The following is a 23,455-nucleotide window of genomic DNA, read 5'->3' on the forward strand; positions in this document are numbered from 1 at the left end:
ATGACACTAATCAAATCAATAAGCGGCATCCGCGGCACCATCGGCGGCGCAGCCGGCGAGGGGCTAACGCCGCTTGACATTGTAAAATTCACCTCTGCCTATGGTAGCTGGGCGGTAAAAAAGGCAGGCATTAACAAGATCGTTATCGGCCGTGATGCCCGCATCTCGGGCGAGATGGTAAGCAGCCTGGTAACCGGCACCCTGCAAGGCCTGGGCATCGATGTGATCGACCTTGGCCTGAGCACTACACCCACGGTAGAAATAGCCGTACCACTGGAAAAAGCCGCAGGCGGCATCATCCTGACGGCCAGCCACAACCCCAAGCAATGGAACGCCCTGAAACTGCTGAATGAAAAAGGCGAGTTCATCAGCGATGCCGATGGCAAGCAAGTACTGGATATAGCCGAACAAAGCGACTTTACCTACGCCGATGTAGACAGCCTGGGCAAAGTAACCCAGGATGACACTTACCTGCAAAAACACATCGACCTGATACTGAACCTGCCACTGGTGGATAAGGAAGCGGTAAAACAAGCGAACTTTAAAATAGCGATAGACTGTGTAAACTCCACCGGCGGCATCTACGTACCGGCATTATTAAAAGCATTAGGTGTAACAACTATCTATGAACTCTATACCGAACCCAACGGCCACTTCCCGCACAACCCTGAGCCGCTGCCTGAGAACCTGACCGCGATAGCCGAAACGGTAAAGGAAAACAAAGCCGACCTGGGCATTGTGGTAGACCCGGATGTGGACAGGCTGTGCTTTGTAAAAGAGGATGGCAGCATGTTCGGCGAGGAATACACTTTAGTAGCGGTAGCCGATTACATACTGAAACATACCCCGGGCAATACGGTATCCAACCTGTCATCCACCCGGGCATTGCGTGATGTCACCGAAACCCATAACGGCAACTACACCGCTGCCGCGGTAGGTGAGGTAAACGTGGTGAACAAGATGAAGGAAACAAATGCCATCATTGGCGGAGAAGGTAACGGCGGTATCATTTATCCGGAGCTTCACTACGGCAGGGACGCGCTGGTGGGCATCGCCTTGTTCCTGACGCACTTGGCAAAGGAAAACAAAAGTATCTCCCAACTCAGAAAAACCTACCCGGAATACTACATCTCCAAGAACAAGATCGAGCTGCAGGCGGGTATGGATATTGACGGCTTGCTCAGGCAAGTCGAAGAAAAATACAAGGATCAGCCATACAGCACGATAGACGGATTAAAGATAGAATTCGGTAAAGAATGGGTACATTTGCGCCGGTCGAACACGGAGCCGATCATCAGGATCTATTCGGAGTCATCAAGCGAGGCAGCAGCAACTGCTTTGGCCGAAAAGCTCATTGCTGATATGAAGGCGATTCTGGGGATATAAGCACCATCCGCAAACGAACATCAATTGCATCATAACCGAACACATAGTTTAGTTATGATGCTGATATTAAGTTAATTGTTATTTGGCATTGGTTTGGTTGCAATAGTGTAGCTTAATGTAAAACTATGCTGAAAAATTACTTTATCACCGCCTTTCGCAGCCTTAAAAGGTTTAAGTTGTTCACATTTCTTAATCTTTTCGGCCTGTCAACCGGTATGGCTTGCAGTATCCTGATTATGTTGTGGGTGCAGGATGAAAAAAGCTACGATAAATTCACCCCGAATGCTGCTGAAATTTACCGGCTTACCTCCAATGTATCCGGCTCGATAGCCGCGGTAACTCCTCCGCCTGTTGTTGATGCTGTTAAACAACAAATTCCGGCTGTTGAAAACGTGACCCATGGTGTACCTATATCCGCTACGGTTAGTATTGGAGATAAAAAGTTTGACGAAAAAAACCTGCTGTATGCCGACGCTAATTTTTTGCAATTTTTTAATTATCCATTGGTACGGGGTAATGGTAATGTACTTGGGCAGCCTAACCAGGTGGTAATCACGGCTTCAACCGCGATTAAATATTTTGGTACTGAGAATGCGGTAGGCAAAACTTTAAAAGTTGAAAACGGCTACAATAGCGATTATATAGTAAGCGGTGTTCTTAAAAATCTGCCGCATAATTCGCATTTGCAGTTTAGTATGTTGCTGCCCATAAGCTATTACTATCTCTCAAACGGTGAAGATTGGGGTAACTTTTCGGCTTATAGTTATGTAAAACTGGATAAGCATTTTAATGCGACATCATCGTCCATCGCATTGCTTGAAAAGCAGATTGATCTGATTCACCAAAAGAACGATCAATCCAATACCAAAAGCCGGTTTACGCTGCAACCTTTAACCGATATTCATCTTACCGCCGGTTTACAGCTTGATGTTGAAGGGCAGGGCAATATGCAGAATGTAAAAATATTCAGTATTGCGGCCATATTCATACTGGTTATCGCCTGCATTAATTTCATGAACCTTTCTACCGCGTTGGGCAGCACCCGTGCAAAGGAGGTAGGCCTGCGAAAAACCATCGGCGCACGCCGTATCGATCTGATTGTTCAGCTCATGGGCGAATCATTACTCGTGGCCTTATTGGCATTGATGATCGGCGTATTGCTTGCCTGGTTCTTACTGCCTTTGTTTAATGAGCTTGCATCAAAAAATATTGGTATTGATTTATTGAATGGCAGTTTGATAGCACAATTACTTGCTATCGCGGTGTTTGTTGGGTTGATTTCCGGCAGTTATCCGGCTATATTCATTTCTTCGTTTAACCCGGTAAAGGCGTTAAAAGGTATAAAGGCTCCAAAAGGCGAGCTTTCTTATTTACGTAGTGGTTTGGTTATCTTTCAGTTTGCCGTATCGGTAGTACTTATTATCAGCACGTTGATAGTAAATAACCAGCTTGATTTTATCAGGAAAAGGGATATTGGCTTCAATAAACAAAACCTTTTATATATACAGGTGCCGCAGGTGGGCTATCAAAAAGCAAATTACGACGCATTAAAGCAGGCTTTACAGTTAAATAATGGTATAGCTGATTATACCATTGTTGATCACTTGCCAACTAACCTTACCACCGGCACTACCGACGTGGTGTGGAGTGGCAAAGACCCTAATATGCAAACCGTATTTCCGCATATTGGTGCCGATGCCAGCTTTTTGAAAACCTTTGGCATGAAACTGATAGCAGGGCGAATGTTCAATGCCAACTCAATTGCCGATGATAGCACTTACCTGGTCAATCAAACCGCGTTGAAGATCATGGGCATAAAACCGGCAGCGGCTGTAGGTCAAAAAATATCAACCAACGGTAATCAGGGTACCATCATAGGCGTAGTGCAGGATTTTAATTTTAAACCGGTACAACAAGCTATCGAACCGTTAATCATCAGGCATAATAACCGCGCGGGGTTTGTAGTGATCCGTACCAGTGGCGCAGATTACCAGCAAATTATCGGAAATTTGAAGGATGTAATTCATAACCTGTATCCAAACTATCCATACAATTACGGTTTTGTTGACCAGGATATAGCAAAACTGTATGTTACTGAACAGCGCACAGGTATGTTGTTCAATGTGTTCTCCATTATGTCGGTCATTATATCATGCCTGGGCTTGTTTGGCCTGGCTACTTTTGCCATACAAAAACGGGTGAAGGAAATTGGCGTTAGGCGCGTTTTAGGCGCAAGCGCGCAAGGTATAGTCGCCATGTTATCTGCCGATTTTATAAAACTCGTGGGGGCATCATTGTTAGTAGCATTTCCTGTTTCATGGTATATAATGCACCAATGGCTTGCAAATTATGCTTACCGCATCACTATTAGCTGGTGGGTGTTTGCCATATCAGGTATTTGCGCGGTGTTAATAGCGCTTATAACCGTTAGCTATCAGTCAGTAAAAGCGGCTTATGCCAATCCCGTTAAAAGTTTAAGGAACGATTAAAAAGGATTTGATCTATATATAAAAAATGTAAAGCGATGCGTAAACCATCGCTTTTTTGCTTTCAGCAAAAAAACAATCATAAAAATACTTTCTTGTCCTATGTCAAGTCGGCGGGCTAAAATGTGGGGTACATTTGTAGTGTTAAAACAATAAATCAAAACAAAAAACTAAATATTAAACACTATGGAAAGTACAATCAACGGCATACACCACATCACTGCAATAGCAGGTAATGCCAAACGCAATCACGATTTTTATACCAAAACTTTAGGCTTACGCATGGTTAAAAAAACGGTGAACTTTGATGATCCTGAAACATACCATTTGTATTATGGCGATAAAGAAGGTACTCCCGGCACCATTCTGACTTTCTTCCCATGGGAAAATATCATGACCGGCAGGCGCGGCGCACGCCAGGCTACCGAGATTGGTTACTCAGTACCTGAAGGCAGTTTGAATTTTTGGCAAAAACGCTTTGAAGACCACGACGTGATCTATAACAAAGTGGCCGAAAAATTTGGAGAACAATATTTAACATTCCTTGATCCGGATGGCTTGAAACTGGAATTGATCGTATCAAAAACAGCCGACAACCGTTTGCCTTGGGAAACTGATGAGATCAAGGCTGAAAATGCCACCAAAGGTTTTCATAACATTACCATCACTACTAACAAAATGCAGCCAACTGCTGATATTTTGACCAATGTATTCGGTTATAAATTATTGGAGCAACATGTAAACCGTTTCCGTTTTGTTACTGACGCAGTTGATAACGCCAATATTGTTGACCTGGTTGAAGTACCTGGAGAGGTTGCCGGCCATGTAGCAGGCGGTTCGGTACACCACGTAGCATTCCGTGTAAAAAATGAAGAAGTGCTGATGCAATATCGTGATAAAATAGCTTCGCTTGGTTTACATATAACCGAAAAGATAGACCGTAACTACTTCTACTCACTGTATTTCCGCGAACCGGGTGGTGTTTTATTTGAGATAGCTACTGATAATCCTGGCTTTGCGGTTGATGAACCGGTTGAAGAGTTAGGTCAGCACCTTAAATTGCCTGCACAATACGAGCAATACCGTGCAAGTTTAGAAACCACTTTACCAAAATTAGTTTAAGTAATGTACACACACCAAAAACAATATATCACCGCCGGAAAACCAATTGCCGAAGCCGGCGGTGCCCTGATCATGATACATGGCCGGGGCGGCACAGCCGAGAACATCATTAGTTTGGCTGAGGAGTTAAATGCGGGTGAACTGGCTATTTACGCGCCGCAGGCCAGCAACCATAGCTGGTACCCATATAGTTTTATGGCGGCTGATAATCAAAATCAGCCCGCTTTAAATTCAGCTATCGAGGTGATCGGTGAACTGGTTGAGGAGATTGTCAGCAAAGGCATCCCGGCTGAAAAAATATACTTCCTCGGCTTTTCGCAGGGGGCATGTTTAACGCTGGAGTACATAGCCCGCAATGCCAAACAATATGGTGGCGCGGTAGCTTTTACCGGTGGATTGATAGGCCAGCAATTGGATGTTAGCAAGTACACTGGCGATCTTAATGGCACCCCGGTACTGATAACCACCGGCGACCCTGATCCGCATGTGCCGCTGACAAGGGTTGAGGAAAGTGTGGCGCTGCTAAAAAAACTGAATGCTGACGTAAACGTAACCGTATTCAACGGTCGCCCGCATACCATCATTCAGCAGGAAATTGACCTGGCTGACAAATATGTGTTTCGTTAAAAAACTGCGCGACCGGCTGCTGGCATTTTATACCTCGTTGCAATTCAGTAAGTATGATAAATATTAAAAACATGGAAGCATTTAAAGTGACCCGGGTTTATGCCGACGAAAATGGTGACAGTCGTTTTGATGAAGTATATTACCCATTGCATGAGGGTGGGCCTATAGGTTATTTCTCAGAGAAGATAGCGGTACATGAGCTCATCTTCCGCAAAGTAGTGCCCACGTATGATGACTTTCACGCCGCGCCGCAAAGGCAATATGTTGTACTGCTTGATGGGGGTGTGGAAATTGAAATATCAACCGGTGAAAAGCGGCGGTTTGCAGCCGGTGAGGTATTGCTGATGGAAGATACCGAAGGCAAGGGCCACCGCAGCCGCAATTTGAAAGAGCAGGTGCGTAGTTCGCTGTTCATTACTTTTTAGGCGCGCAGAGGCGCTTTTAGTAGTATATTGCGTTTTTATCGCGATTACTATCTATGTCAACCGATCTGATACTGAAAAGCATTGGCAAATACATTGGCCTTACCGATGAGGAGAGAGAATATTTTTTAAGCCTGCTGCATCCAAAGGAGCTGACACGCAAGCAATTTTTATTAAAGGAATTTGAGGTTTGTAAATATTCGGCTTTTATAAACAGCGGCTGCCTGCGGGGCTATACGGTTGATGAACACGGGCTGGAGCATGTAATGAATTTTGCCCCGGCAGGGTGGTGGATAGCCGATATGTATAGTCTGTTAAGCCAAAAGCCCGGTACTTTAAATATCGATGCCATTGAACCAACCGAAATATTACTGCTCTCAAAAGTAAAGCAGGAGCTTTTATATCATGAGGTGCCCAAATTTGAGCGCTTTTTCAGGATTATAACAGAAAATTCGCTGGTAGCCTATCAGCAGCGGTTGATGGATAATTTGAGCCTTACGGCAGAGGATCGGTATAACAATTTTTGCCGCAGATACCCTACATTGATCAATCAGTTGCCTAAAAAGGATATTGCCGCCTATATTGGCGTTACGCCGGAGTTTTTTAGCCGGATGATGGCAAAGCTTTTGCGAGCAGAAAAGTAAAACAATAGCTATGGAAGATCAGGAAAAACTCAACCGCATTATTGAGGCCCGCATGAAGCTGAAGGCGCGTTTTGAGGAGCAGATGCGCAACACACCATCCGTTGCTGATGACAAGCCCAAAGGCTCAGGTGAACCTAACCGGCACGGTATGCCCGTCATCCCGATAGGGCAAACGGCAACTTCAAAATGGCCGGTGCTTGACCTGGGCTATCAGCCCAATGTTCCTTTAGACAGGTGGCGCTTAACCATTGATGGTGAGGTGGAAAATCCGGTTCGTCTTACCTGGAAACAGTTTATGGATCTGCCGCAAACCAAAGATACCTCTGATTTTCATTGTGTAACCACCTGGTCAAAACTCAATATGCACTGGAAGGGTGTTAGCCTGCTTGACCTGGCGGCATTGGTTCATCCAAAGGAAACGGCTACCCACATTATGTGTTATGGTTATGATACGTATACTACCAATGTATCACTACAGGAAGCCTTGAAGCCCGATGTACTGCTGGTACATACCTACGAAGGCCAGCCGCTGCCGCATGAACATGGCGGCCCGGTGCGAATGATCACCCCGCAGTTATACGCGTGGAAAGGCGCGAAATGGATAAAACGAATTGAATTTTTATCAGCCGATAAACTTGGTTTTTGGGAGGACAGGGGTTACTCTAACACCGCTTACCCGTGGCGGAATGATCGTTATAGCGAATAGTAAAACACACAGCCGTTTTACCTGTTGAGCTTATAAAATAAGATAATCATGATCAACCCGGCAACCTTCAACACGTCCGCTCAAGACGGTACTATAAGAAAACTTATAATAGAGCCTGTTTTAAAAAGGGACAATAATGGCGAACTCGCCGATACCGGCGTTTATAGGTTACTCAAAAATTCTACAGATAACGATAGCTTTTTATTTACCGAGCCGCTTGAAACTACGGAAAGTAATACAGATATACCGGATACTATTAACCCGGATTACCTCGGCAAAATTACATTTGCAAATGGTAGCTGGGCCTTTGAAGGAGATTTGTTAACCGAGCATGAGCAGCAGCAGGTGGCCGGGTTTATCATTAAGCATGCTTAGTGCCTTGCCCGGCGTTTAAGTACGCCACCGGCAGCCTCTTTAATGGTGCTGGTAAATACAAATGCTTTTGGGTCAATATCATGTACCAGGTTACGTAATCGCCTAACTTCAAGACGGGTAACTACGGTGTATACAATATCTACAGGATGGCTCACATCAAAACTTTCCTTTAAAAAACCGCGTTCGCCTTTGTAAACGGTAATACCTCTGCCAAGCTCCATAACCAGTCGTTTTTTAACCTCTTCACTTTCTGATGAAATTATGGTTACGCCGGTATATTCTTCAAGCCCTTCAATCACAAAGCTAATAGTGCGGGATGCCGCGTAATATGTTAGTATAGAGTATAACGCGGTAGGCAGCGTAACTTCAATGGCCGCTATTAAAAATATAACGATGTTGATGCCTAAGATGATCTCGCTGATGGTGAAGCTGATGCGTTTACCGGTATATAAGGCCAGCACCTCAATGCCATCCAGCGCGCAGCCGCCGCGAATGGCCAAACCCACGCCGATACCCATAAATACACCACCAAATATGGATACCAGCAATTTATCTGACGTTATTTGCGGGTAGGGCAAAAACAGCAAACACAAGCCAAGGCCAATAATGGCGGCCAAAGTTTTTAAAGCAAAACGGTTATTTACCTGGTAAGCCCCCATAATAACAAATGGGATGTTGGCCAGCACAATTACGTAAGCTATATTAAGATGATAAAGCTCATGTATAAGCAGGGCTATACCGGTTACGCCGCCATCAAAAAATTTGTTAGGTATCATAAAACTTTTAAGCGCGAACCCGCAAAAAAGGATCCCTAAAACTGTGTAAGTTGTATCAATTAACCAACGTGGCAGGTGCTTCATCTGTATAAACGTGTACTTGTAAATCGGTATTTAAATCCCATTGAAATAAGCGTTCAATACCATAACTTCAAATTCAATGCTAATATATTCAAATGTTTCTATTTATAGGCCGTAATGGTTTAATAAACGGAAATGTTATATTTGGTAGCCGGCATTAAAATTAACCGGCCTGCTTTATTTCAATTATGTATTTTTTTGTATATATAGGTGCTTTTTTGCTTTTAACACGTTTACGTACCTCTGTAAAATATACGGAGTTATTTGATAAATGGAACCAAACATTAAGGTGGGCGGCCATTGGTGTTGCCGTATCATTTTTTCTTTTTGAAAAGATTTTTCCGGATGAAATTACGCCATTTTTAGGTCCGTTGATTTTAGGATTTATAGTAGCCTATACCTTAAAAGAGCCCGATTTTAAACCGCTGAAAAGCTTTATTAACACCCATTTACCTTTGGTGATTGTAGGTTTTTTGGATGCGGTTGTAGATTTGATTACGCCAAAGTTCTACGCCGAATATGATGACTATTTTCAGATAGGTGTATTGCTTGCCTTCTTATGGATATTCGCGCGCTGGGCAAGTACCAAGAAACAGCAGCAGGAACTGCGCATGATGTCGGTAAAAAAGGATGAGCTGGAAGCCGTTGTTGCCGAACGTACCGCCGAACTAACCAAACAGCGTAATGAACTGCAGGATTTGGTGAAGGAACTGAAAGCCACGCAAGCCCAGTTGATCCAGTCCGAAAAAATGGCATCATTGGGTGAGCTTACCGCGGGTATTGCGCATGAGATACAAAACCCGCTCAACTTCGTTAATAACTTTTCGGAGGTAAGCGCCGAACTGATAGACGAGATGGAGGAGGAGCTTGAAAAAGGTGATAAAGAAGAAGCCCTTGCCATAGCTGCCGACATTAAACAAAATCTCGAAAAAATACGGCATCACGGTAAGCGTGCCGATGGTATAGTAAAAGGCATGTTGCAGCACAGCCGCCAAAGTAATAATGTTAAAGAGGCTACTGATATTAATAAACTGGCCGACGAATATTTGAGGTTGGCCTACCACGGTTTACGGGCTAAGGATAAATCATTCAATGCCGAACTAATCACCCGTTTTAGCGAAAATCTGCCTTTGGTAGAGGTGTTGCCACAGGATGTTGGCCGGGTACTGCTTAACTTGTTTACCAACGCGTTTTACGCCACGCAGCAAAAGCAAAAACAAGGCGACCCAAAATATCGCCCGGTGGTTGAGGTAGCTACCATCGCCAAAAAAGGTATGATCGAAGTGTTTGTGCGCGATAATGGTACAGGCATCCCTGAGCATATAAAGGATAAAATAATGCAGCCGTTTTTTACCACCAAGCCTACCGGCGAGGGTACAGGTTTAGGACTTTCACTAAGCTATGATATTATTGTAAAAGGCCACAACGGTAAAATTGATGTACAAACCAAGGAGGGCGAATACACCGAGTTTGTGATATGTATTCCCCTATCTGTTAAAAATTAACTAATTTTACCACCTCTATGAAAATACTGGTTGTTGATGACGAGGCGGATGTACAGCCGCTTTTTTTGCAGCGTTTTCGTAAAGAGATACGCAACAACGAAATTGAATTTGACTTTGCCCTGTCGGGTGAGGATGCCCTGAAATATTTGGAAGATAAACACTCCGAAGTAGTGCTCATCCTGTCGGATATTAATATGCCCGGCATGAGTGGTATTGAATTGCTGGGCCACATACGTGAAGATTTTGGCGATCCGCCGCCGCCGCCCGTGGTAATGATGGTAACCGCCTATGGCGATGAAGAGAATTACAAACAAGCGATGGATAAAGGCGCGAATGACTTTTTGACCAAGCCGCTTGATTTTGATCTGCTTAAACAAAAACTAAAAAACCTTACTGCATAATGGCCAAAATACTGGTAGTTGATGATGAAGCCGACCTGGAACTGCTGGTAAAACAAAAGTTTCGCCGCAAGATAAGGGAGAATGTATACGAATTTATTTTTGCGCAGAATGGGGTTGAGGCGCTTGAAAAGGTTAAAGAACATCCTGACCTTGATATTATACTGAGTGATATAAATATGCCCGTGATGGATGGGTTAACCCTGCTTACCCACCTGCCCGAGGCTAACCCTACGCTAAAGGCGGTGGTAGTTTCGGCTTATGGTGATATGCAGAATATACGTACCGCCATGAACCGCGGCGCGTTTGATTTTATATGCAAGCCTGTTGATTTTGATGATCTGGACGTTACCATGCAAAAAACCATTGATCATGTGCGTCAGTTACAAAGTACCATTAAGGCCATCAAAGAGAATAACATACTTAAAATGTATGTTGATGAAAATGTGCTCAACTTTATGACGCACAAGGAGTTTGAGAGTAGCCTGCTCAAAAATGAGTTGGTGCAGGCCTCTGTGATGTTTGTTGATGTATGCGGGTTTACCGCCCTTACCGAGCAGGTGCCACCCAATACCGTAGTGAATTTACTTAACAGTTTATTTGATAAGATAGTAAAGGAGATAATTGCACAGGGCGGCCATGTGGATAAATTTATGGGCGATGCGGTAATGGCTGTATTTAAAGGAGATTATCATTTAGACAGGGCTATTGATACGGCATTAGCCGTGCGTGATCAGATTAAAGCGACAGAAGAAATTGATGCAGGCAGCCGTAAATATAAACCGGGTGTATCAGTAGGGATTAACTCAGGCGAGGTAGTGTCGGGCAATATCGGCTCAGCATCACTTAAACGTTTGGACTATACCGTAATAGGCGATATAGTTAACGTAGCGCAGCGCCTGCAATCAACCGCTAAAGAGGGGCAGATACTGATCAATGAAGCTACTTACGAAAAGGCTAAAGAATCATTCAGTTGTGAGAAGATAGGTGAGGTGGTACTTAAAAACAAAGCAAAACCTGTTACCATATACGAGGTGCTTGAATAACAGCACCCCGTACACGATAATTAAGCGTGTTCGTAATGGCTTTCGCCAAGGCAGCGTTTTATAGCGCCTATCATCTCGTCAAGATCAAATGGTTTGGGTATAAAAGCATCGCAGCCGTAATCGCCAAAAGCCTCCAGCAAGCGCGGGTATCCTGAAAGTAAGATAACCGGTAGCGATGCCGTTAACGGGTGGTTTTTGATCTCCCGGCAAAGTTCGCCGCCGTTTACCCCGGCAAGCAGGTGGTCAAGCAGCACTATATCAGGCTGATAGATACTGATGCTTTGGGCAATATCATCGGTGTAAAGCAGGGCGGTAACGTTAAACCCTTCAGGGGTAAGCACGTCAGTCATCAACTCCAGCATCTCCGGCTGGTCATCAATGATCAAAATATTCGTTATCATTTCAGTTTATATGATCGGTACTGTAATAACGTGCAATTATCAATATTTGTTTCTTACCAAACAGGGTATGCAGCAAATATAATCCTGAATTTATTTGGGCTTAACATGCTTTGTTGATAAGGCAACAGGGGGGTGCACAATCAAAGCTTAAGGAAGAGTAATTTTGAGTGAATTCTATACAGGTACCTGTGTAGCCGCTTCCTGTGTTAGTGAAAGCAATCCATCGTAATTAGCTATGGCTATGCTTTTGCCTGATAAAGTGATAAGCTGTTCGGCCACCAATTCGTTAATTACCCTGAACACCGTTTCGTATGTGGCTCCGGCGTAAGAGGCAAGATCTTGCCGGCTCAGGTCAATACTAATATATCCTTCAGATGAGGTTCCGAATTGTTTATTGAGCAGTATCAATGCTTCGGCCACGCGGCCCTTTACCGGCATGTGGGCCAGGTTGCGCATCTTTTTTTCGGACTCGCGTAATTCATCAGCAAAAAACATTAGCAAGCGATAGGCAAACTCCGGGTTTACTTTTAAACTGGCTTCAAAAAAATCCATGTCAATATAGCATACCACACCCGCCTCAAGTGCCGAAGCCGATACTGGGTATATTGCATCACCGCCAATGCCACGATGCCCCAATATGGCACCATCCCTGGCAAACCGTATAATCAGTTCTTTCTCAGCATCCCATTTTTTGTAAACTTTAACCGTGCCCGAATAAACAAAATAAACACCCGTTACCGGGTCGCCTTCTTTAAATATTTTTTCGCCTTTTTTTACTTTAAAGCTTTTTTTATGTGCTGAAATAGCGGCATGCCATTCTTTAATAGCGTGTTTGCACAAAAAACAATCGCAGTTATCGCTAATTAAGTTCTTTTTAACCATTGTAGTGGGGGTATCTCAACTCCAAAATTGCTTAATTTTAAATAAATATCAGCAATTTGTTTAAATATTTAATTAGTAGTAAGTGTTTGTTTTGAAATTAATAAAATATGATTGCTGTAAGTGGTTTAAAATGAAGTTAATCGATATGTTGATTTAAAATTTTAATAAATAATGCTTTTTGGCCTTGTCTTAAATTTATGTTTAAAACAGGAACTTAATGTATTTATTACACTATAATAACGCTGCAACATTAGTATTTTATTAATATTTGCATATGATTAATGATGTATTGCACCAGCAAAAGCTTGATAAATTAACTGAAATATCTAAAGGCTATAAGGCTTTTTTGTACGATTGTGATGGCACCCTTGCCGATAATATGCCTGCACATAAAGCCGCCTATATAAAAGTTGCCGCTAATGGCGGGTTGGTTTTTGACGGTGCTATTGTAGACGAACTGGCCGGCTGGCCGGTAAAAAATGTAGTTGAAGAAATAAACAAACGTTACAACAGCACCTTTGATCCGGTTATTTTTGCCGAGCAGCGTTACCAGGTATTTTACGATGAATATATTGAAAGCACGCAACCTATATCATTTGTAGTTGAGCACTTAAAGGCTCATGTGGGTAAGGTGCTTATAGCGGTTGTATCGGGCAGCGGGCGTAGGGCTGTTGAACGTACATTGGGTATTTTAGGTATATTGAATTTGGTTGAGGTGCTGGTTTGCGCCGGTGAAACCGAGCATGGCAAACCGTATCCTGATCCGTTTTTGGCAGCGGCCGAAAAGCTTGGCGTAGCGCCAGCGGATTGCCTGGTTTTTGAAGATGGCGAGGCCGGTACCAAAGCCGCCGAGGCCGCCGGAATGCAATGGGTACGTATTGATAAAATATAAGTAGTATACAGCCGGGGTTTATTGCTGGTGGGATGCTTTTACTTTGTTAAAGTATTCTATCAGCTTATCAATATTATTAAGGTTGAACTTATTTTGCTGGATGAGGCCAACCACTTCGGGTTCATCGCCCATAATATCGCTCATAATATCATTAAAGTTGATAGGGGTGAGCAACATCATTTCGGCAGTGTTGGCACCAAAGTAATAAGCTGTTTTTTGCTTACCGCCGTTGCCGCCGCCGCCAAGTGATATACCCACGCCGCCGCCAACGCCGCCATAGCCGCCGCTACCCAAACCAAAACCGCCCGAAAGGCCCGGCCGTATACCAAAGCCGCCCGATTTGCCTGCGCCCTTACCGGTATAAAGTTTATTTCCTCATTAAGTACTACCTGCACAAAGTCAAGTTCCTTACCTGCCCACATAGTATTGCCGGGGGCATGGGCAACCACAAAGCTATCGCGCCCAATGGTAAATGAGCGTAATTCGCCCGCGCTTAGTTTAATGGGGTTCATCTTGTCATCAAGCTTGTATTCAATAAATGCTTCCTCTTTTACCGGGCCTTTGCCTTTTGGGTTAGGGTTAATAAAGCCGGTTTGCCTGATGCCTTTTGCATCGGTAAAACTGCCCGCCTGCCATTTTTGCGCCGAGGCGGTAAGTGTTGTTATAGTAAGTAATAGAATAGCTAAGCAGCAGTTTTTCATCATCAGGAATTAATCTATCAGCGATGGCTCAACACCGGTGTTGTAAAATATCACCAGTTCGTCCATATCGCCATAACGGAATGTTTTGTCTTTTATTTTGGCAGTAACCTTAGGTTTGTCGGCCATAATGGTGCTGGTAATATCTACAAAGTTTTGCATGGTAATGGTAGCCAGCGAGTTTTCGTCCTGGCCGTAATAATAGCCGTTGTAGCTTTTTAGGGCACCTGCATGTCCGCCAATTTCAGCACCGGTTTCACCGCCCAGCAGCCCGCCTATCATGGAGCCTTTACTGAACTTTTTTACCAGCGGCCGCGATACGTATATTTTAGTAGGGCCATTAGTTAGTACCTGTACAATAACAGGCTGCCCGAAAACAGGCGCACGCGATACCCTGAAACTATCTTTATCAACCATAAAGCCGTTTATTTCGGCGGCGGTAAGTTTTATTTCTTTATCCTTTTTGGTGGGTTTATATAAAATGTGCTGCTCGTCCCTTTTTATAAGGCCGGTATTTTTGTTGCCGCTCACATCATAATAGCTGCCTTTTTTCCACTGGGCGCTGGCGTTTAAGGCCATTACGGCAAAAAATAATAGTAAAGTTATCCTGTTAAATAATTGCATAAGTTAAGGTGTTTTGCTGTGATTGACTTAGCGTTTGCATAATGGTTTAACCGGATGTTGTAAGCTATGCAAAATCAATAATAATGTTTTGCGCATAAGGCTTAGCTTTGCAGCTAAATTACTAAAAATGCCTGATATGCAACTAACGGTCGATTTTCGCAGCGATACCATAACAAAACCTACACCGGCCATGCTTGAGGCCATGATGAATGCCAAAGTGGGCGATGATGTTTTTGGTGAAGATGAAACGGTTAACGCGCTCGAAGAAAAGGCTGCCGCCATGTTTGGTATGGAAGCAGGGCTGTTTTGTCCGTCAGGCACCATGACCAACCAGATCGCGATAAAATGCTTTACCCAGCCTATGGATGAGCTGATTGCCGACCAAACCGCGCATGTTTACCGCTACGAGGGTGGGGGAATCGCGTTTAACTCAGGGGTGTCCACACGTTTACTTAATGGTTACAGGGGTATACTTACTGCGGACATGATAGCGCCGGAAATTAATGCCGACAATATACATTACCCGCACACCAGCCTGGTAGTGCTCGAAAATACGGTGAACAAGGGTGGAGGCAGTTGCTACACACTTGAGCAAATCAAGCCTATAGCTGAACTGTGCCGTCAGCACGATCTAAAGCTGCACCTTGATGGCGCACGTATATTCAATGCCATTACGCATACCGGTGATAGCGCCGCAGATTACGGAAAATATTTTGATGGCATTTCTGTATGCCTGTCAAAAGGTTTGGGTACGCCTGTTGGTTCGGTTTTATTAGCCGATAAGGATACTATTAAAAAAGCACGCCGTATACGCAAGGTGCTGGGCGGAGGTATGCGACAGGCCGGCTTTTTAGCCGCTGCCGGTATATACGCGCTCGATCATCATGTTGAGCGACTGAAAACAGACCATGCACACGCGCATATCCTGGCTGATGAGCTCAGTCAGTGCGATTGGGTAACCCACGTTATGCCCGTTGAAACTAATATTGTATTATTTGATACCATTGAACCTGCCGACTTAATAGTTGCCCGCCTTGTCGAACAGGGTGTTAAATGCGGCACTACCGATAAACACCGCATTCGCTTTGTAACCCATCTGGATGTACATGCTGATGGTATTGAGTATACGGTTAAGGTTTTGAAGGGCCTGTAGTATATAGTTCTGATTACTATTCTTATCCTGTCATTCGAGTGACAGCGAGAAATCTGCACGCGTTCATTGTAAGCGACAGCTTTCTCCTCGTACAACCCCTCCTAAATCCTCCCCCAAGGGGAGGACTTTAATATGATACGTTTTTCAAAAAAGCGCGGTGGCCTGGCAGAAAACCGGGCAAGGGAGTATGGCCTGTGGGGGGAAGGTTTTTTCTGCCTTGATGTTTGGTTACTTTGCATCTTAAGGTAAAGTAACGGGCCTCTGCGGCCAAAAGCGGACATTCATTAAAGCCCCCTTTATATATCGGGCACAAACTATAATAGTTCATTATTTGTCCTCAATTTCTTTTGAGCGATCAAAAGAAACAAATATCGCCGTCTACGCCCTGCCCGGTGAAAGGTTCTGCTTTGGCAGGGCTTGTGCTGCTCCGGGCATTTCTGATGCCGGTAGAACAGGTTATTTGCGATTTGTGCTTTGTTGATTAATAAGCTCAGCTATTCAATCAAACTGATTCTGCAACCGTTCTAATCGCTCTATTATCAGGTTCAGTTTTTCCTGTTCCAGTTTAAATATGCGGTCTTTAAGGTAAAAGGCTACATATAAAAGCCATACAAGGGTAAAGCCGTAAAACGAAAAGCGGAACAATCGTGAGGAATGTTCAAGCACCTCAAACAGGTATAGCGAAAGGCCAACGGTAATTAATAGCAGGTACAGGTAATATAACCAGCCATACAGGTTTGAGCGGCGGTGCTGGTATTCTTTTAAACCTTGTAAATAACCTACAGGGTGTATGGTAACGTCCTCTTTTGATACCAGCCTGTAATCTTTTATCATTACAAACATGTACAGCAGCATGGTGCATAAAATAATGCCGATACCGCAATACGTTACCCACGATTGAAATACCAGGAACAGCATTACAAATAATACCGCTACCGAACCGATCAGCATACTGATTATGCCGCGTAACAACCTTTTGTTAAGGCTTCCCACCCCACGTTTCACCTGCCTCAGCGCCTCGTCTACCGAAAGCTGATCGCGTTTTGGCTGCTCCTGCCAAACCGACATTATATGATCAAAGTCTTTCATACTGGTTGTATAATTCTGTTAACTTTTGTTTAATACGATGAATTTTTACCCGCAGATTGCCTTCGGATATCCCTGAAACCTCAGCAATTTCAGGGTAGGGCATTTCATCAAGCACCATAGTTATTATAATTCTTTCCGATTCTTCAAGTTTAGAGATACATTTATAAAGCAACGCCACCTGCTCATTCTTTTCAGATAGTTCCTCGCGTTTGGTTTCCGCGATTTGCGGGGTCAGTTCATCCTTAGCCTGGCGTTTTTCAGATCGCAGGTAAGTTAGGCAGGTGTTTACAGCAATGCGGTATATCCAGGTCGATATCATGGCCTGGTTACGAAACTTGTCCAGGTTTTGCCAAACCTTTAAAAAGGTTTCCTGCAGCAGGTCATGCGCCGCGTCGTCATCGCCCGTGTAACCATAACACAGGTGAAATATCTTTTTTGAGTTGGCTTCAAAAATTTGCTTAAAGGCAGCTTCTTTACCGGGCACGCTTGCAGTTACAGTTAATTGTGTTTTATAGTTTAGATGGCAAAGTTATTATTATGTTACAACTCGTAATCAATAATATTTAACCATTGTAATTTTTTATCCGCACTGCTCAGCAATTGTTCATAATCAGGTATATGGTCGTGCTTTATGTCCTCGTGCAGCTTGTTAATGTTGTTACGTATCTTTTCTAACTGCTTTATCAGTATCATACGTAAGGGTTTGTATGATGTTTTTCGGTCGGCATATTGCAGGTAGTTTTCGCCAAAATTTATCAGCAGCTCAATCTCGGCGGTTTTTGAGGCCATGAACTTTACGTATTTATTGATCAGCCTTAATATTTTACGTAGTGCTTTAGCGGCAAAATAGCTTTGCGAGGGTAGTTGGCTAAAGGCGAAACCAACCTCGGCCTTAACCTGCTCAACAAAAGCCGCCTCATTATTCGCCTCGAACATCAGGTAAGCCAGCAACTCCTTATTTTCTTTTTTATGACGGGCAAGGCGCAGCAGTAAGTCGGCCATTTGTGCGGGCTGTAAATGCTGCAGTTCCTTTTTTATGTTTTGTAGTCCGTACGTATTAACACTCATAGCTGGTATATCATCTAAAACAACAAAGTTCTGTTATTCATTTAAATATTGATGATATAACTTATGTTTGAGGTAACAAACACATTTAGTAATCTTAAAATATAATTTTGCATCCGCGAACATTTGCCAAAATACAAGTATTTATTATAGGGGCTTTTTTGTTCATACTGGGGTTGTCCTTAATGTTTGTCCAAGGAAAATATTTCGCCCATGCTAAACCATATGTTGCATATTCAGGTTTAGCCATATGTGCTACCGGACTATTTATATTGAAATTTCATAGAGATATTATTGACTTTAAACATAGAAAAGGATTATGATAGTAACAACAAGTACACATTTAGAGGGTTACAAAGTAACCGAACATTTAGGCGTTATCCGCGGCATAACCGTTCGTTCGCGCGGTGTGGGCGGCAACTTTTTGGGTGGCTTACAAACCATCTTCGGTGGCCGAAACAGTATTTACACCGAGCTTTGCGAACAAGCCCGCCAGGAAGCCTATAACCTGTTGATTTTGCATGCGCAGGAAGTTGGTGCTACCGCTATTATTAATATGCGTTATGATGCCAATGAGGTGATGCAGGGCGTTACTGAAGTGCTGGCTTATGGCACTGCTGTAAAGGTGAGCAAGGTTGATGTGTGACAGGCGGGTTTTCAACGCCTGCTTTTATTACCCGTGTAAATTTGTAGCTTTGGGGTTTAACTGACTTGCATGCGCCGTAGCAAACTTACACTTTACATATTTATAGCCCTGGTTGTGGGCGTAATAACAGGGTATTTATATAATACCCTTGTTATTAATGAAATCAACACCAAAATGGCCGCTGCCGAGGCGCAGATAAAAACCATTGACGCGCGCCTGGTTACCATGACGGATACTACGGTTGCCGGTTATAAAGAGCTTAATATACAACGCGCCGAACAGGTAACTATCCGCAAGGCCAATGATGCCGCCCGCGAGGATAAGCTGGTTGGGTTTAACATTCTTAGCGATATATTTTTACGGCTGATAAAAATGATCGTGGCACCGCTGGTGTTCACTACACTGGTGGTGGGGGTTGCCAAGGTGGGCGATATAAAGGCCGTTGGGCGTATTGGCGGTAAAACCCTGCTTTGGTTTTTAAGCGCTACGCTGGTATCGTTACTGTTAGGTATGGTGCTGGTTAACTTTTTTGAGCCGGGTAAGGCTATGCACCTGCCGCTGCCTGATAGCCATATCAGCACAGGGGTACAAAAGGCGGCGCTTTCTCTGCGCGATTTTATTGGCCACGTATTTCCCAAAAGCTTTATCGAGTCGATGGCTAATAATGAGATATTGCAGATCGTGGTATTCTCCCTGTTCTTTGGTGTGGCTACCGCCGCCATCGGCGAAAAAGGGGAGGTGGTGATCAAGGCTATGGATGCCATTGCCCATGTTATCCTGAAAATTACCGGCTATGTTATGAAGGCCGCGCCGCTTGCCGTATTTGGCGCTATAACGGCCATTATTGCCAAGCAGGGGTTAGGCATTCTATCAACCTATGCCATTTTTATAAGCGAGTTTTATTTTTCGTTATTGATATTATGGCTGGTTATCATACTTGCGGGTTACGTAGTGCTGCGCAGGCGTGCCTTTACATTGGTTAATAATATTAAGGATGCCATGCTGGTAGCCTTTAGCACCTCAACCAGTGAGGCCGCTTATCCACGGGTGCTTATCGAGCTTGAGCGTTTTGGCTGCAATAATAAAATTGTAAGCTTTGTGCTGCCGCTGGGTTATTCATTCAACCTTGATGGCTCCATGATGTACATGACCTTTGCCTCGCTGTTTCTGGCGCAATCTTATAACATCCATCTTTCGTTCGAGCAGCAACTGTCTATGCTGCTTATATTGATGCTTACCAGTAAAGGTATTGCCGGTGTGCCCCGCGCATCGCTGGTGGTAATTGCCGGTACCATCTCCATGTTCAATATTCCGGAGGCTGGTTTAGCCCTGCTTATCGGCATCGACCCATTGCTTGACATGGGCCGCTCGGCAACCAACGTTTTAGGCAACGCCATGGCTACCGCTGTAGTAAGTAAGTGGGAGAAAGAAATAGACTAAGTTAATTATTGATTTATTGAGTTAATGAATTATTGATTTTATGTCAGACAAAGAGAAAGTTGATTTTGCTGAAGCTTTTAAAGCCAGAACGAAAAGATTTGTGGTTGATAACATCAAATTTTACAGAACTTTACCAAAAACCGAAGAAGCAAAGATAATCGGGCGGCAATTACTACGTTCATCATCCTCAGTTGGTGCTAATTACAGGGCTGCATGTCGTGCTCGTTCACAGGCTGAATTTCATTCAAAACTTTCAACTGTTGTTGAAGAAACTGATGAATCCGTTTTTTGGATGGAAGTATTAATTGAGGCTGAAGTGGTGCCTGCGCCACAACTAAATTATTTGCTTGATGAAGGTAATCAAATACTCAAAATAGTTTCAGCCTCCCGTAAAACGGTATCTGCAAAAAAGTAAAAATTCAGTAAATCTATAACTCAATAATTCAGTAATTCAATCATTAATTAAGTAAATGACCCTTCGTAATAAAAAGATCTTCCTTGCCGCCAGTGTTATAGTGCCTTTTCTGGCTTATTGCTTTTACTATTATGGTATGATGGTTAAGAATGCGCCATACAAGTTCAATGAGTTTCAGTACATCGTTTTTGAGTATGGCAATGGCGATAGCCTGGTAAATAAATATAACTCGAAAACGCATAACTATCAGTTTATTGATGGTCGCGATTCACTGGTTAAAACTACGCTGAAACTTACCAAGGATGATCTGTTATACCTGCACCGCAAGGCTGCTGATCTTGGTTTTTGGGACTTCCCGGCGCAGGAAGTGAATAGTGCTAAGCGCGACCCGAACGTGCCGTATTATGTTATTCAGTTCAACTACATGCGTAAAAGTAAATCGGTATTGTTTCAGGCCAATTACCAGGGTAATGAGAAGCTGATAGATGCTAATCAACGCCTGATAAAAGAGATACAGCGTGTATTGCGCGATGCCGAGCAGCGAAATAAAAAATGAAGCAATTAACACTGTTTTTTTTAATCGCTGCTTCTAACCTATGTTTAGGTCAGAAAATAACCTACAACGAGTGGAAAATTAAAGCTAAAACAGAAATCAGGTTGTTGCCTGAGTTTGGTCACGCAGTTAAAAATAGCGGGCAATTAGCCGCTGATAAGGAATTTATAGAAACAACTTTAGCTGATCAGAAAAACCCGCGTAAAGCATCTGATGCTTCAATCAGCAGGGGATTTCAGTATTTATATTCCGGTGATCCGGTCACGGCTATGTACCGGTTTAATCAGGCTTGGCTTTTAGATAATAAAAACGAAAACGTTTATTGGGGTTATGCCGCTGTATATTTTTATTTTGAGGATTATAATGAAGCACTCAGGCAGCATGAAACCGGATTAAAAATCAATCCCAAAAGCGCTAATCTTTTAACAGACAAAGGAACTGTACATTTTGTATTGTATACAAAAAGCGGTAACAAAGCTTATTTTGCAAACGCAATCAAGTTATTGGAGTCATCTTACCGGATTGATCCTTCAAATCAAAATACATCTTACAAACTATCCATTTTATATTTTAACAAAAACGATTGTATCAATGCAGTTAAATACTTTAAAGTTTGTAAAGAATTAGGCGGTAAGCCAATTGAAGCAGCTTATGAGCAAGCGTTAAGATCAAAGTGTAAATTAAATTAACATAGGTTTGTGTTTTGTTTTTGAAAGAACTATATTTGCACCTCGAAATTTTAAAAACATAATTTATAACAATGTACGCAATAGTAAGTATAGCCGGACAGCAATTTAAAGTTGCAAAAGACCAGCAGATCTTTGTACACCGCTTACAGGGAGATGAAGGCGCTAGTATTGAATTTGACACAGTATTGTTAGCAGAAAACGAAGGTAAATTCAAATTAGGTACTGATTTGAAAGGCGCTAAAGTATCAGCTAAGATCTTGTCGCATGTAAAGGGTGATAAAGTGATCATCTTCAAAAAGAAAAGAAGAAAAGGTTACAAAAAGAAAAACGGTCACCGTCAGCAATTTACCAAAATCGAGATCACAGGTATCGCTCTGTAATTATTGTTTAATCCCGAAGGGTTTTTATCCTTCATAAAAAGATATAAGAAATGGCACACAAAAAAGGGGCCGGTAGTTCCAAAAACGGCCGTGAATCGCATAGCAAACGCTTAGGTATCAAAATATTCGGTGGTCAGCCTGCAATCGCTGGTAACATCATCGTTCGTCAGCGTGGTACCCCGCACAACCCGGGCCTTAATGTAGGTATCGGTAAAGATCACACTTTATTCGCGCTTATTGATGGCCAGGTAGTTTTCAAAAAGAAAGCTGATAACCGTTCATACGTATCAGTTATTCCTTTTGAGACTGAAGAAGTTGCTGAAGTAGCAGTACCTGCTCCAAAAGCGAAAGCTGAAAGCAAAACAAAAAAAGTTAAAGCTGAGGCTCCTGTAGATGAAGGTACTGAAGAAGCTGCTGTAGCTGAATAATTTCAGTATAAATATTACCACATACAAGGCTGCCCTAATAGGGTGGCCTTTGTTTTTTAAGCTAAAATATATTTATAAACAAGCTGTGCCGCTATTGTATATGCTGATTAATAAGTATATCTTTGCACCCACAATTAATAAAGTATTAACAGCTTTAATATTATTCAAGTAATGTATTTAAGTAAAGAAGCGAAACAAGAAATTTTCGCAAAACATGGTAACAGTGCTGCCGATACAGGTTCAGCAGAAGGTCAGGTAGCGTTGTTTACAACCCGTATTGCTCATTTAACCGGGCACCTGAAAAAAAACAAAAAAGATTTTGCAACCCAGTTATCACTGCAAAAGCTTGTAGGTAAACGCCGTGCATTACTGGCTTACCTTTATAATAAAGATATTGCAAGGTACCGTGCTATCATCAAAGCTTTACAGCTTAGGGATATCATCAAGTAATCTTCAATCGTATTGCAAAAAAAGCCGTTCGTTAAATACGAATGGCTTTTTTACTTTTGTGCGCAAGTTTTTAAAC

The 23,455-nt window shown here is 43.0% G+C and carries 30 protein-coding genes; 21 read left to right on the forward strand and 9 right to left on the reverse strand.

What is annotated here, in order from left to right:
* The 8 genes from glmM to LJ707_RS01490 all read left to right on the forward strand — a co-directional run bounded on the left by glmM (window position 1) and on the right by LJ707_RS01490 (window position 7,768).
* Window positions 1–1,386: a phosphoglucosamine mutase gene (gene glmM / locus LJ707_RS01455; RefSeq protein WP_228948956.1), complete on the forward strand. Its 1,386-nt coding sequence runs from the start codon at window positions 1–3 to the stop codon at window positions 1,384–1,386.
* A gap of 125 nt (window positions 1,387–1,511) precedes the next feature.
* Window positions 1,512–3,875 (forward strand): ABC transporter permease, encoded by a 2,364-nt coding sequence (locus LJ707_RS01460; RefSeq protein ID WP_228948957.1) that lies wholly within the window; start codon window positions 1,512–1,514, stop codon window positions 3,873–3,875.
* A 183-nt stretch (window positions 3,876–4,058) separates the two neighbouring features.
* On the forward strand, window positions 4,059–4,994 hold the full coding sequence (locus LJ707_RS01465) for a ring-cleaving dioxygenase (protein WP_228948958.1): 936 nt from the start codon (window positions 4,059–4,061) through the stop codon (window positions 4,992–4,994).
* Window positions 4,995–4,997: 3 nt separating this feature from the next.
* Window positions 4,998–5,621 carry an alpha/beta hydrolase gene (locus LJ707_RS01470; RefSeq protein ID WP_228948959.1) on the forward strand — a complete coding sequence of 208 codons (624 nt, stop codon included), beginning with the start codon at window positions 4,998–5,000 and terminating at the stop codon, window positions 5,619–5,621.
* 71 nt (window positions 5,622–5,692) lie between these two features.
* Window positions 5,693–6,046 carry a hypothetical protein gene (locus LJ707_RS01475; protein ID WP_228948960.1) on the forward strand — a complete coding sequence of 118 codons (354 nt, stop codon included), beginning with the start codon at window positions 5,693–5,695 and terminating at the stop codon, window positions 6,044–6,046.
* Window positions 6,047–6,099: 53 nt separating this feature from the next.
* Complete coding sequence (locus tag LJ707_RS01480; protein ID WP_228948961.1) at window positions 6,100–6,687, forward strand: Crp/Fnr family transcriptional regulator; 588 nt, start codon at window positions 6,100–6,102, stop codon at window positions 6,685–6,687.
* Between the two features lie 10 nt (window positions 6,688–6,697).
* On the forward strand, window positions 6,698–7,393 hold the full coding sequence (locus LJ707_RS01485) for a molybdopterin-dependent oxidoreductase (RefSeq protein ID WP_228948962.1): 696 nt from the start codon (window positions 6,698–6,700) through the stop codon (window positions 7,391–7,393).
* A gap of 48 nt (window positions 7,394–7,441) precedes the next feature.
* Complete coding sequence (locus LJ707_RS01490) at window positions 7,442–7,768, forward strand: hypothetical protein (protein ID WP_228948963.1); 327 nt, start codon at window positions 7,442–7,444, stop codon at window positions 7,766–7,768.
* Here LJ707_RS01490 and LJ707_RS01495 read toward each other — a convergent pair.
* Window positions 7,765–8,628, reverse strand: coding sequence for a YitT family protein (locus LJ707_RS01495; RefSeq protein WP_255678683.1), 864 nt, complete (start codon window positions 8,626–8,628; stop codon window positions 7,765–7,767). The genes LJ707_RS01490 and LJ707_RS01495 overlap by 4 nt on opposite strands.
* Before the next feature lie 185 nt (window positions 8,629–8,813).
* On the opposite strand from LJ707_RS01495, the gene LJ707_RS01500 reads away from it, so the two are divergent.
* Genes LJ707_RS01500 through LJ707_RS01510 form a run of 3 tightly spaced genes read left to right on the forward strand, consistent with a single transcriptional unit; the run spans window position 8,814 to window position 11,574 of the window.
* On the forward strand, window positions 8,814–10,130 hold the full coding sequence (locus LJ707_RS01500; protein WP_228948965.1) for a sensor histidine kinase: 1,317 nt from the start codon (window positions 8,814–8,816) through the stop codon (window positions 10,128–10,130).
* 17 nt (window positions 10,131–10,147) lie between these two features.
* A complete protein-coding gene (locus tag LJ707_RS01505; protein ID WP_228948966.1) occupies window positions 10,148–10,531 on the forward strand; it encodes a response regulator in 384 nt (127 codons plus the stop codon).
* Window positions 10,531–11,574, forward strand: a complete 1,044-nt coding sequence (locus LJ707_RS01510; RefSeq protein WP_228948967.1) for an adenylate/guanylate cyclase domain-containing protein — start codon at window positions 10,531–10,533, stop codon at window positions 11,572–11,574. The genes LJ707_RS01505 and LJ707_RS01510 overlap by 1 nt, the downstream gene beginning before the upstream one ends.
* 20 nt (window positions 11,575–11,594) lie before the next feature.
* Here the strand turns inward: LJ707_RS01510 and LJ707_RS01515 are convergent, their stop codons facing one another.
* Window positions 11,595–11,975, reverse strand: a complete 381-nt coding sequence (locus LJ707_RS01515) for a PleD family two-component system response regulator (RefSeq protein ID WP_228948968.1) — start codon at window positions 11,973–11,975, stop codon at window positions 11,595–11,597.
* Between the two features lie 174 nt (window positions 11,976–12,149).
* On the reverse strand, window positions 12,150–12,857 hold the full coding sequence (locus LJ707_RS01520) for a Crp/Fnr family transcriptional regulator (RefSeq protein ID WP_228948969.1): 708 nt from the start codon (window positions 12,855–12,857) through the stop codon (window positions 12,150–12,152).
* Window positions 12,858–13,131: 274 nt separating this feature from the next.
* On the opposite strand from LJ707_RS01520, the gene LJ707_RS01525 reads away from it, so the two are divergent.
* Complete coding sequence (locus LJ707_RS01525) at window positions 13,132–13,749, forward strand: HAD family phosphatase (protein ID WP_228948970.1); 618 nt, start codon at window positions 13,132–13,134, stop codon at window positions 13,747–13,749.
* Window positions 13,750–13,767: 18 nt separating this feature from the next.
* On the opposite strand, the gene LJ707_RS01530 is transcribed toward LJ707_RS01525, so the two are convergent.
* Genes LJ707_RS01530 through LJ707_RS01540 form a run of 3 tightly spaced genes read right to left on the reverse strand, consistent with a single transcriptional unit; the run spans window position 13,768 to window position 15,071 of the window.
* Window positions 13,768–13,929: a hypothetical protein gene (locus LJ707_RS01530; RefSeq protein ID WP_228948971.1), complete on the reverse strand. Its 162-nt coding sequence runs from the start codon at window positions 13,927–13,929 to the stop codon at window positions 13,768–13,770.
* Complete coding sequence (locus LJ707_RS01535) at window positions 13,926–14,453, reverse strand: hypothetical protein (RefSeq protein ID WP_228948972.1); 528 nt, start codon at window positions 14,451–14,453, stop codon at window positions 13,926–13,928. The genes LJ707_RS01530 and LJ707_RS01535 overlap by 4 nt, the downstream gene beginning before the upstream one ends.
* Window positions 14,454–14,459: 6 nt before the next feature.
* Complete coding sequence (locus tag LJ707_RS01540) at window positions 14,460–15,071, reverse strand: hypothetical protein (RefSeq protein ID WP_228948973.1); 612 nt, start codon at window positions 15,069–15,071, stop codon at window positions 14,460–14,462.
* Window positions 15,072–15,198: 127 nt separating this feature from the next.
* On the opposite strand from LJ707_RS01540, the gene LJ707_RS01545 reads away from it, so the two are divergent.
* Window positions 15,199–16,224, forward strand: a complete 1,026-nt coding sequence (locus LJ707_RS01545; RefSeq protein ID WP_370632362.1) for a low specificity L-threonine aldolase — start codon at window positions 15,199–15,201, stop codon at window positions 16,222–16,224.
* Between the two features lie 498 nt (window positions 16,225–16,722).
* Here LJ707_RS01545 and LJ707_RS01550 read toward each other — a convergent pair whose 3' ends face one another.
* Genes LJ707_RS01550 through LJ707_RS01560 form a run of 3 tightly spaced genes read right to left on the reverse strand, consistent with a single transcriptional unit; the run spans window position 16,723 to window position 18,381 of the window.
* The gene (locus LJ707_RS01550; RefSeq protein ID WP_228948974.1) at window positions 16,723–17,313 is read right to left on the reverse strand and encodes a hypothetical protein; all 591 of its coding nucleotides are present in this window, start codon (window positions 17,311–17,313) and stop codon (window positions 16,723–16,725) included.
* Window positions 17,300–17,797, reverse strand: coding sequence for an RNA polymerase sigma factor (locus LJ707_RS01555; protein ID WP_228948975.1), 498 nt, complete (start codon window positions 17,795–17,797; stop codon window positions 17,300–17,302). The genes LJ707_RS01550 and LJ707_RS01555 overlap by 14 nt, the downstream gene beginning before the upstream one ends.
* Before the next feature lie 56 nt (window positions 17,798–17,853).
* Window positions 17,854–18,381: a hypothetical protein gene (locus tag LJ707_RS01560; protein WP_228948976.1), complete on the reverse strand. Its 528-nt coding sequence runs from the start codon at window positions 18,379–18,381 to the stop codon at window positions 17,854–17,856.
* A gap of 316 nt (window positions 18,382–18,697) precedes the next feature.
* On the opposite strand from LJ707_RS01560, the gene LJ707_RS01565 reads away from it, so the two are divergent.
* From LJ707_RS01565 to rpsO, 8 genes are all read left to right on the forward strand, one after another.
* Window positions 18,698–19,024 carry a YbjQ family protein gene (locus LJ707_RS01565; RefSeq protein WP_228948977.1) on the forward strand — a complete coding sequence of 109 codons (327 nt, stop codon included), beginning with the start codon at window positions 18,698–18,700 and terminating at the stop codon, window positions 19,022–19,024.
* A gap of 69 nt (window positions 19,025–19,093) precedes the next feature.
* Window positions 19,094–20,464, forward strand: a complete 1,371-nt coding sequence (locus LJ707_RS01570; RefSeq protein ID WP_228948978.1) for a dicarboxylate/amino acid:cation symporter — start codon at window positions 19,094–19,096, stop codon at window positions 20,462–20,464.
* 40 nt (window positions 20,465–20,504) lie between these two features.
* Window positions 20,505–20,879, forward strand: a complete 375-nt coding sequence (locus tag LJ707_RS01575; protein ID WP_228948979.1) for a four helix bundle protein — start codon at window positions 20,505–20,507, stop codon at window positions 20,877–20,879.
* Between the two features lie 55 nt (window positions 20,880–20,934).
* Window positions 20,935–21,435, forward strand: a complete 501-nt coding sequence (locus LJ707_RS01580) for a hypothetical protein (RefSeq protein ID WP_228948980.1) — start codon at window positions 20,935–20,937, stop codon at window positions 21,433–21,435.
* Window positions 21,432–22,121, forward strand: coding sequence for a M48 family metallopeptidase (locus LJ707_RS01585; RefSeq protein WP_228948981.1), 690 nt, complete (start codon window positions 21,432–21,434; stop codon window positions 22,119–22,121). The genes LJ707_RS01580 and LJ707_RS01585 overlap by 4 nt, the downstream gene beginning before the upstream one ends.
* Before the next feature lie 71 nt (window positions 22,122–22,192).
* A complete protein-coding gene (rplU, locus tag LJ707_RS01590; RefSeq protein WP_194100723.1) occupies window positions 22,193–22,501 on the forward strand; it encodes a 50S ribosomal protein L21 in 309 nt (102 codons plus the stop codon).
* A 50-nt stretch (window positions 22,502–22,551) separates the two neighbouring features.
* Complete coding sequence (rpmA, locus tag LJ707_RS01595) at window positions 22,552–22,929, forward strand: 50S ribosomal protein L27 (protein ID WP_228948982.1); 378 nt, start codon at window positions 22,552–22,554, stop codon at window positions 22,927–22,929.
* Window positions 22,930–23,100: 171 nt separating this feature from the next.
* Window positions 23,101–23,379, forward strand: a complete 279-nt coding sequence (gene rpsO, locus LJ707_RS01600) for a 30S ribosomal protein S15 (protein ID WP_194100721.1) — start codon at window positions 23,101–23,103, stop codon at window positions 23,377–23,379.
* Window positions 23,380–23,455 lie beyond the last annotated feature (76 nt).

Source organism: Mucilaginibacter sp. UR6-1 (genome assembly GCF_020880975.1).
Lineage (GTDB): Bacteria > Bacteroidota > Bacteroidia > Sphingobacteriales > Sphingobacteriaceae > Mucilaginibacter.

What these genes read in the sequence shown, in the direction of transcription:
- LJ707_RS01460 (WP_228948957.1), top strand. Translation starts at nt 1,512, where the DNA reads ATGCTGAAAAATTACTTTATCACCGCCTTTCGCAGCCTTAAAAGGTTT.
- LJ707_RS01475 (WP_228948960.1), top strand. Translation starts at nt 5,693, where the DNA reads ATGGAAGCATTTAAAGTGACCCGGGTTTATGCCGACGAAAATGGTGAC.
- LJ707_RS01500 (WP_228948965.1), top strand. Translation starts at nt 8,814, where the DNA reads ATGTATTTTTTTGTATATATAGGTGCTTTTTTGCTTTTAACACGTTTA.
- LJ707_RS01490 (WP_228948963.1), top strand. Translation starts at nt 7,442, where the DNA reads ATGATCAACCCGGCAACCTTCAACACGTCCGCTCAAGACGGTACTATA.
- LJ707_RS01510 (WP_228948967.1), top strand. Translation starts at nt 10,531, where the DNA reads ATGGCCAAAATACTGGTAGTTGATGATGAAGCCGACCTGGAACTGCTG.
- LJ707_RS01535 (WP_228948972.1), bottom strand. Translation starts at nt 14,453, where the DNA reads ATGATGAAAAACTGCTGCTTAGCTATTCTATTACTTACTATAACAACA.
- LJ707_RS01480 (WP_228948961.1), top strand. Translation starts at nt 6,100, where the DNA reads ATGTCAACCGATCTGATACTGAAAAGCATTGGCAAATACATTGGCCTT.
- rplU (WP_194100723.1), top strand. Translation starts at nt 22,193, where the DNA reads ATGTACGCAATAGTAAGTATAGCCGGACAGCAATTTAAAGTTGCAAAA.
- LJ707_RS01530 (WP_228948971.1), bottom strand. Translation starts at nt 13,929, where the DNA reads ATGATGTTGCTCACCCCTATCAACTTTAATGATATTATGAGCGATATT.
- glmM (WP_228948956.1), top strand. Translation starts at nt 1, where the DNA reads ATGACACTAATCAAATCAATAAGCGGCATCCGCGGCACCATCGGCGGC.
- LJ707_RS01525 (WP_228948970.1), top strand. Translation starts at nt 13,132, where the DNA reads ATGATTAATGATGTATTGCACCAGCAAAAGCTTGATAAATTAACTGAA.
- LJ707_RS01465 (WP_228948958.1), top strand. Translation starts at nt 4,059, where the DNA reads ATGGAAAGTACAATCAACGGCATACACCACATCACTGCAATAGCAGGT.
- LJ707_RS01550 (WP_228948974.1), bottom strand. Translation starts at nt 17,313, where the DNA reads ATGAAAGACTTTGATCATATAATGTCGGTTTGGCAGGAGCAGCCAAAA.
- rpsO (WP_194100721.1), top strand. Translation starts at nt 23,101, where the DNA reads ATGTATTTAAGTAAAGAAGCGAAACAAGAAATTTTCGCAAAACATGGT.
- LJ707_RS01540 (WP_228948973.1), bottom strand. Translation starts at nt 15,071, where the DNA reads ATGCAATTATTTAACAGGATAACTTTACTATTATTTTTTGCCGTAATG.
- LJ707_RS01575 (WP_228948979.1), top strand. Translation starts at nt 20,505, where the DNA reads ATGTCAGACAAAGAGAAAGTTGATTTTGCTGAAGCTTTTAAAGCCAGA.
- LJ707_RS01560 (WP_228948976.1), bottom strand. Translation starts at nt 18,381, where the DNA reads ATGAGTGTTAATACGTACGGACTACAAAACATAAAAAAGGAACTGCAG.
- rpmA (WP_228948982.1), top strand. Translation starts at nt 22,552, where the DNA reads ATGGCACACAAAAAAGGGGCCGGTAGTTCCAAAAACGGCCGTGAATCG.
- LJ707_RS01485 (WP_228948962.1), top strand. Translation starts at nt 6,698, where the DNA reads ATGGAAGATCAGGAAAAACTCAACCGCATTATTGAGGCCCGCATGAAG.
- LJ707_RS01545 (WP_370632362.1), top strand. Translation starts at nt 15,199, where the DNA reads ATGCCTGATATGCAACTAACGGTCGATTTTCGCAGCGATACCATAACA.
- LJ707_RS01580 (WP_228948980.1), top strand. Translation starts at nt 20,935, where the DNA reads ATGACCCTTCGTAATAAAAAGATCTTCCTTGCCGCCAGTGTTATAGTG.
- LJ707_RS01570 (WP_228948978.1), top strand. Translation starts at nt 19,094, where the DNA reads ATGCGCCGTAGCAAACTTACACTTTACATATTTATAGCCCTGGTTGTG.
- LJ707_RS01495 (WP_255678683.1), bottom strand. Translation starts at nt 8,628, where the DNA reads ATGAAGCACCTGCCACGTTGGTTAATTGATACAACTTACACAGTTTTA.
- LJ707_RS01520 (WP_228948969.1), bottom strand. Translation starts at nt 12,857, where the DNA reads ATGGTTAAAAAGAACTTAATTAGCGATAACTGCGATTGTTTTTTGTGC.
- LJ707_RS01565 (WP_228948977.1), top strand. Translation starts at nt 18,698, where the DNA reads ATGATAGTAACAACAAGTACACATTTAGAGGGTTACAAAGTAACCGAA.
- LJ707_RS01585 (WP_228948981.1), top strand. Translation starts at nt 21,432, where the DNA reads ATGAAGCAATTAACACTGTTTTTTTTAATCGCTGCTTCTAACCTATGT.
- LJ707_RS01470 (WP_228948959.1), top strand. Translation starts at nt 4,998, where the DNA reads ATGTACACACACCAAAAACAATATATCACCGCCGGAAAACCAATTGCC.
- LJ707_RS01505 (WP_228948966.1), top strand. Translation starts at nt 10,148, where the DNA reads ATGAAAATACTGGTTGTTGATGACGAGGCGGATGTACAGCCGCTTTTT.
- LJ707_RS01515 (WP_228948968.1), bottom strand. Translation starts at nt 11,975, where the DNA reads ATGATAACGAATATTTTGATCATTGATGACCAGCCGGAGATGCTGGAG.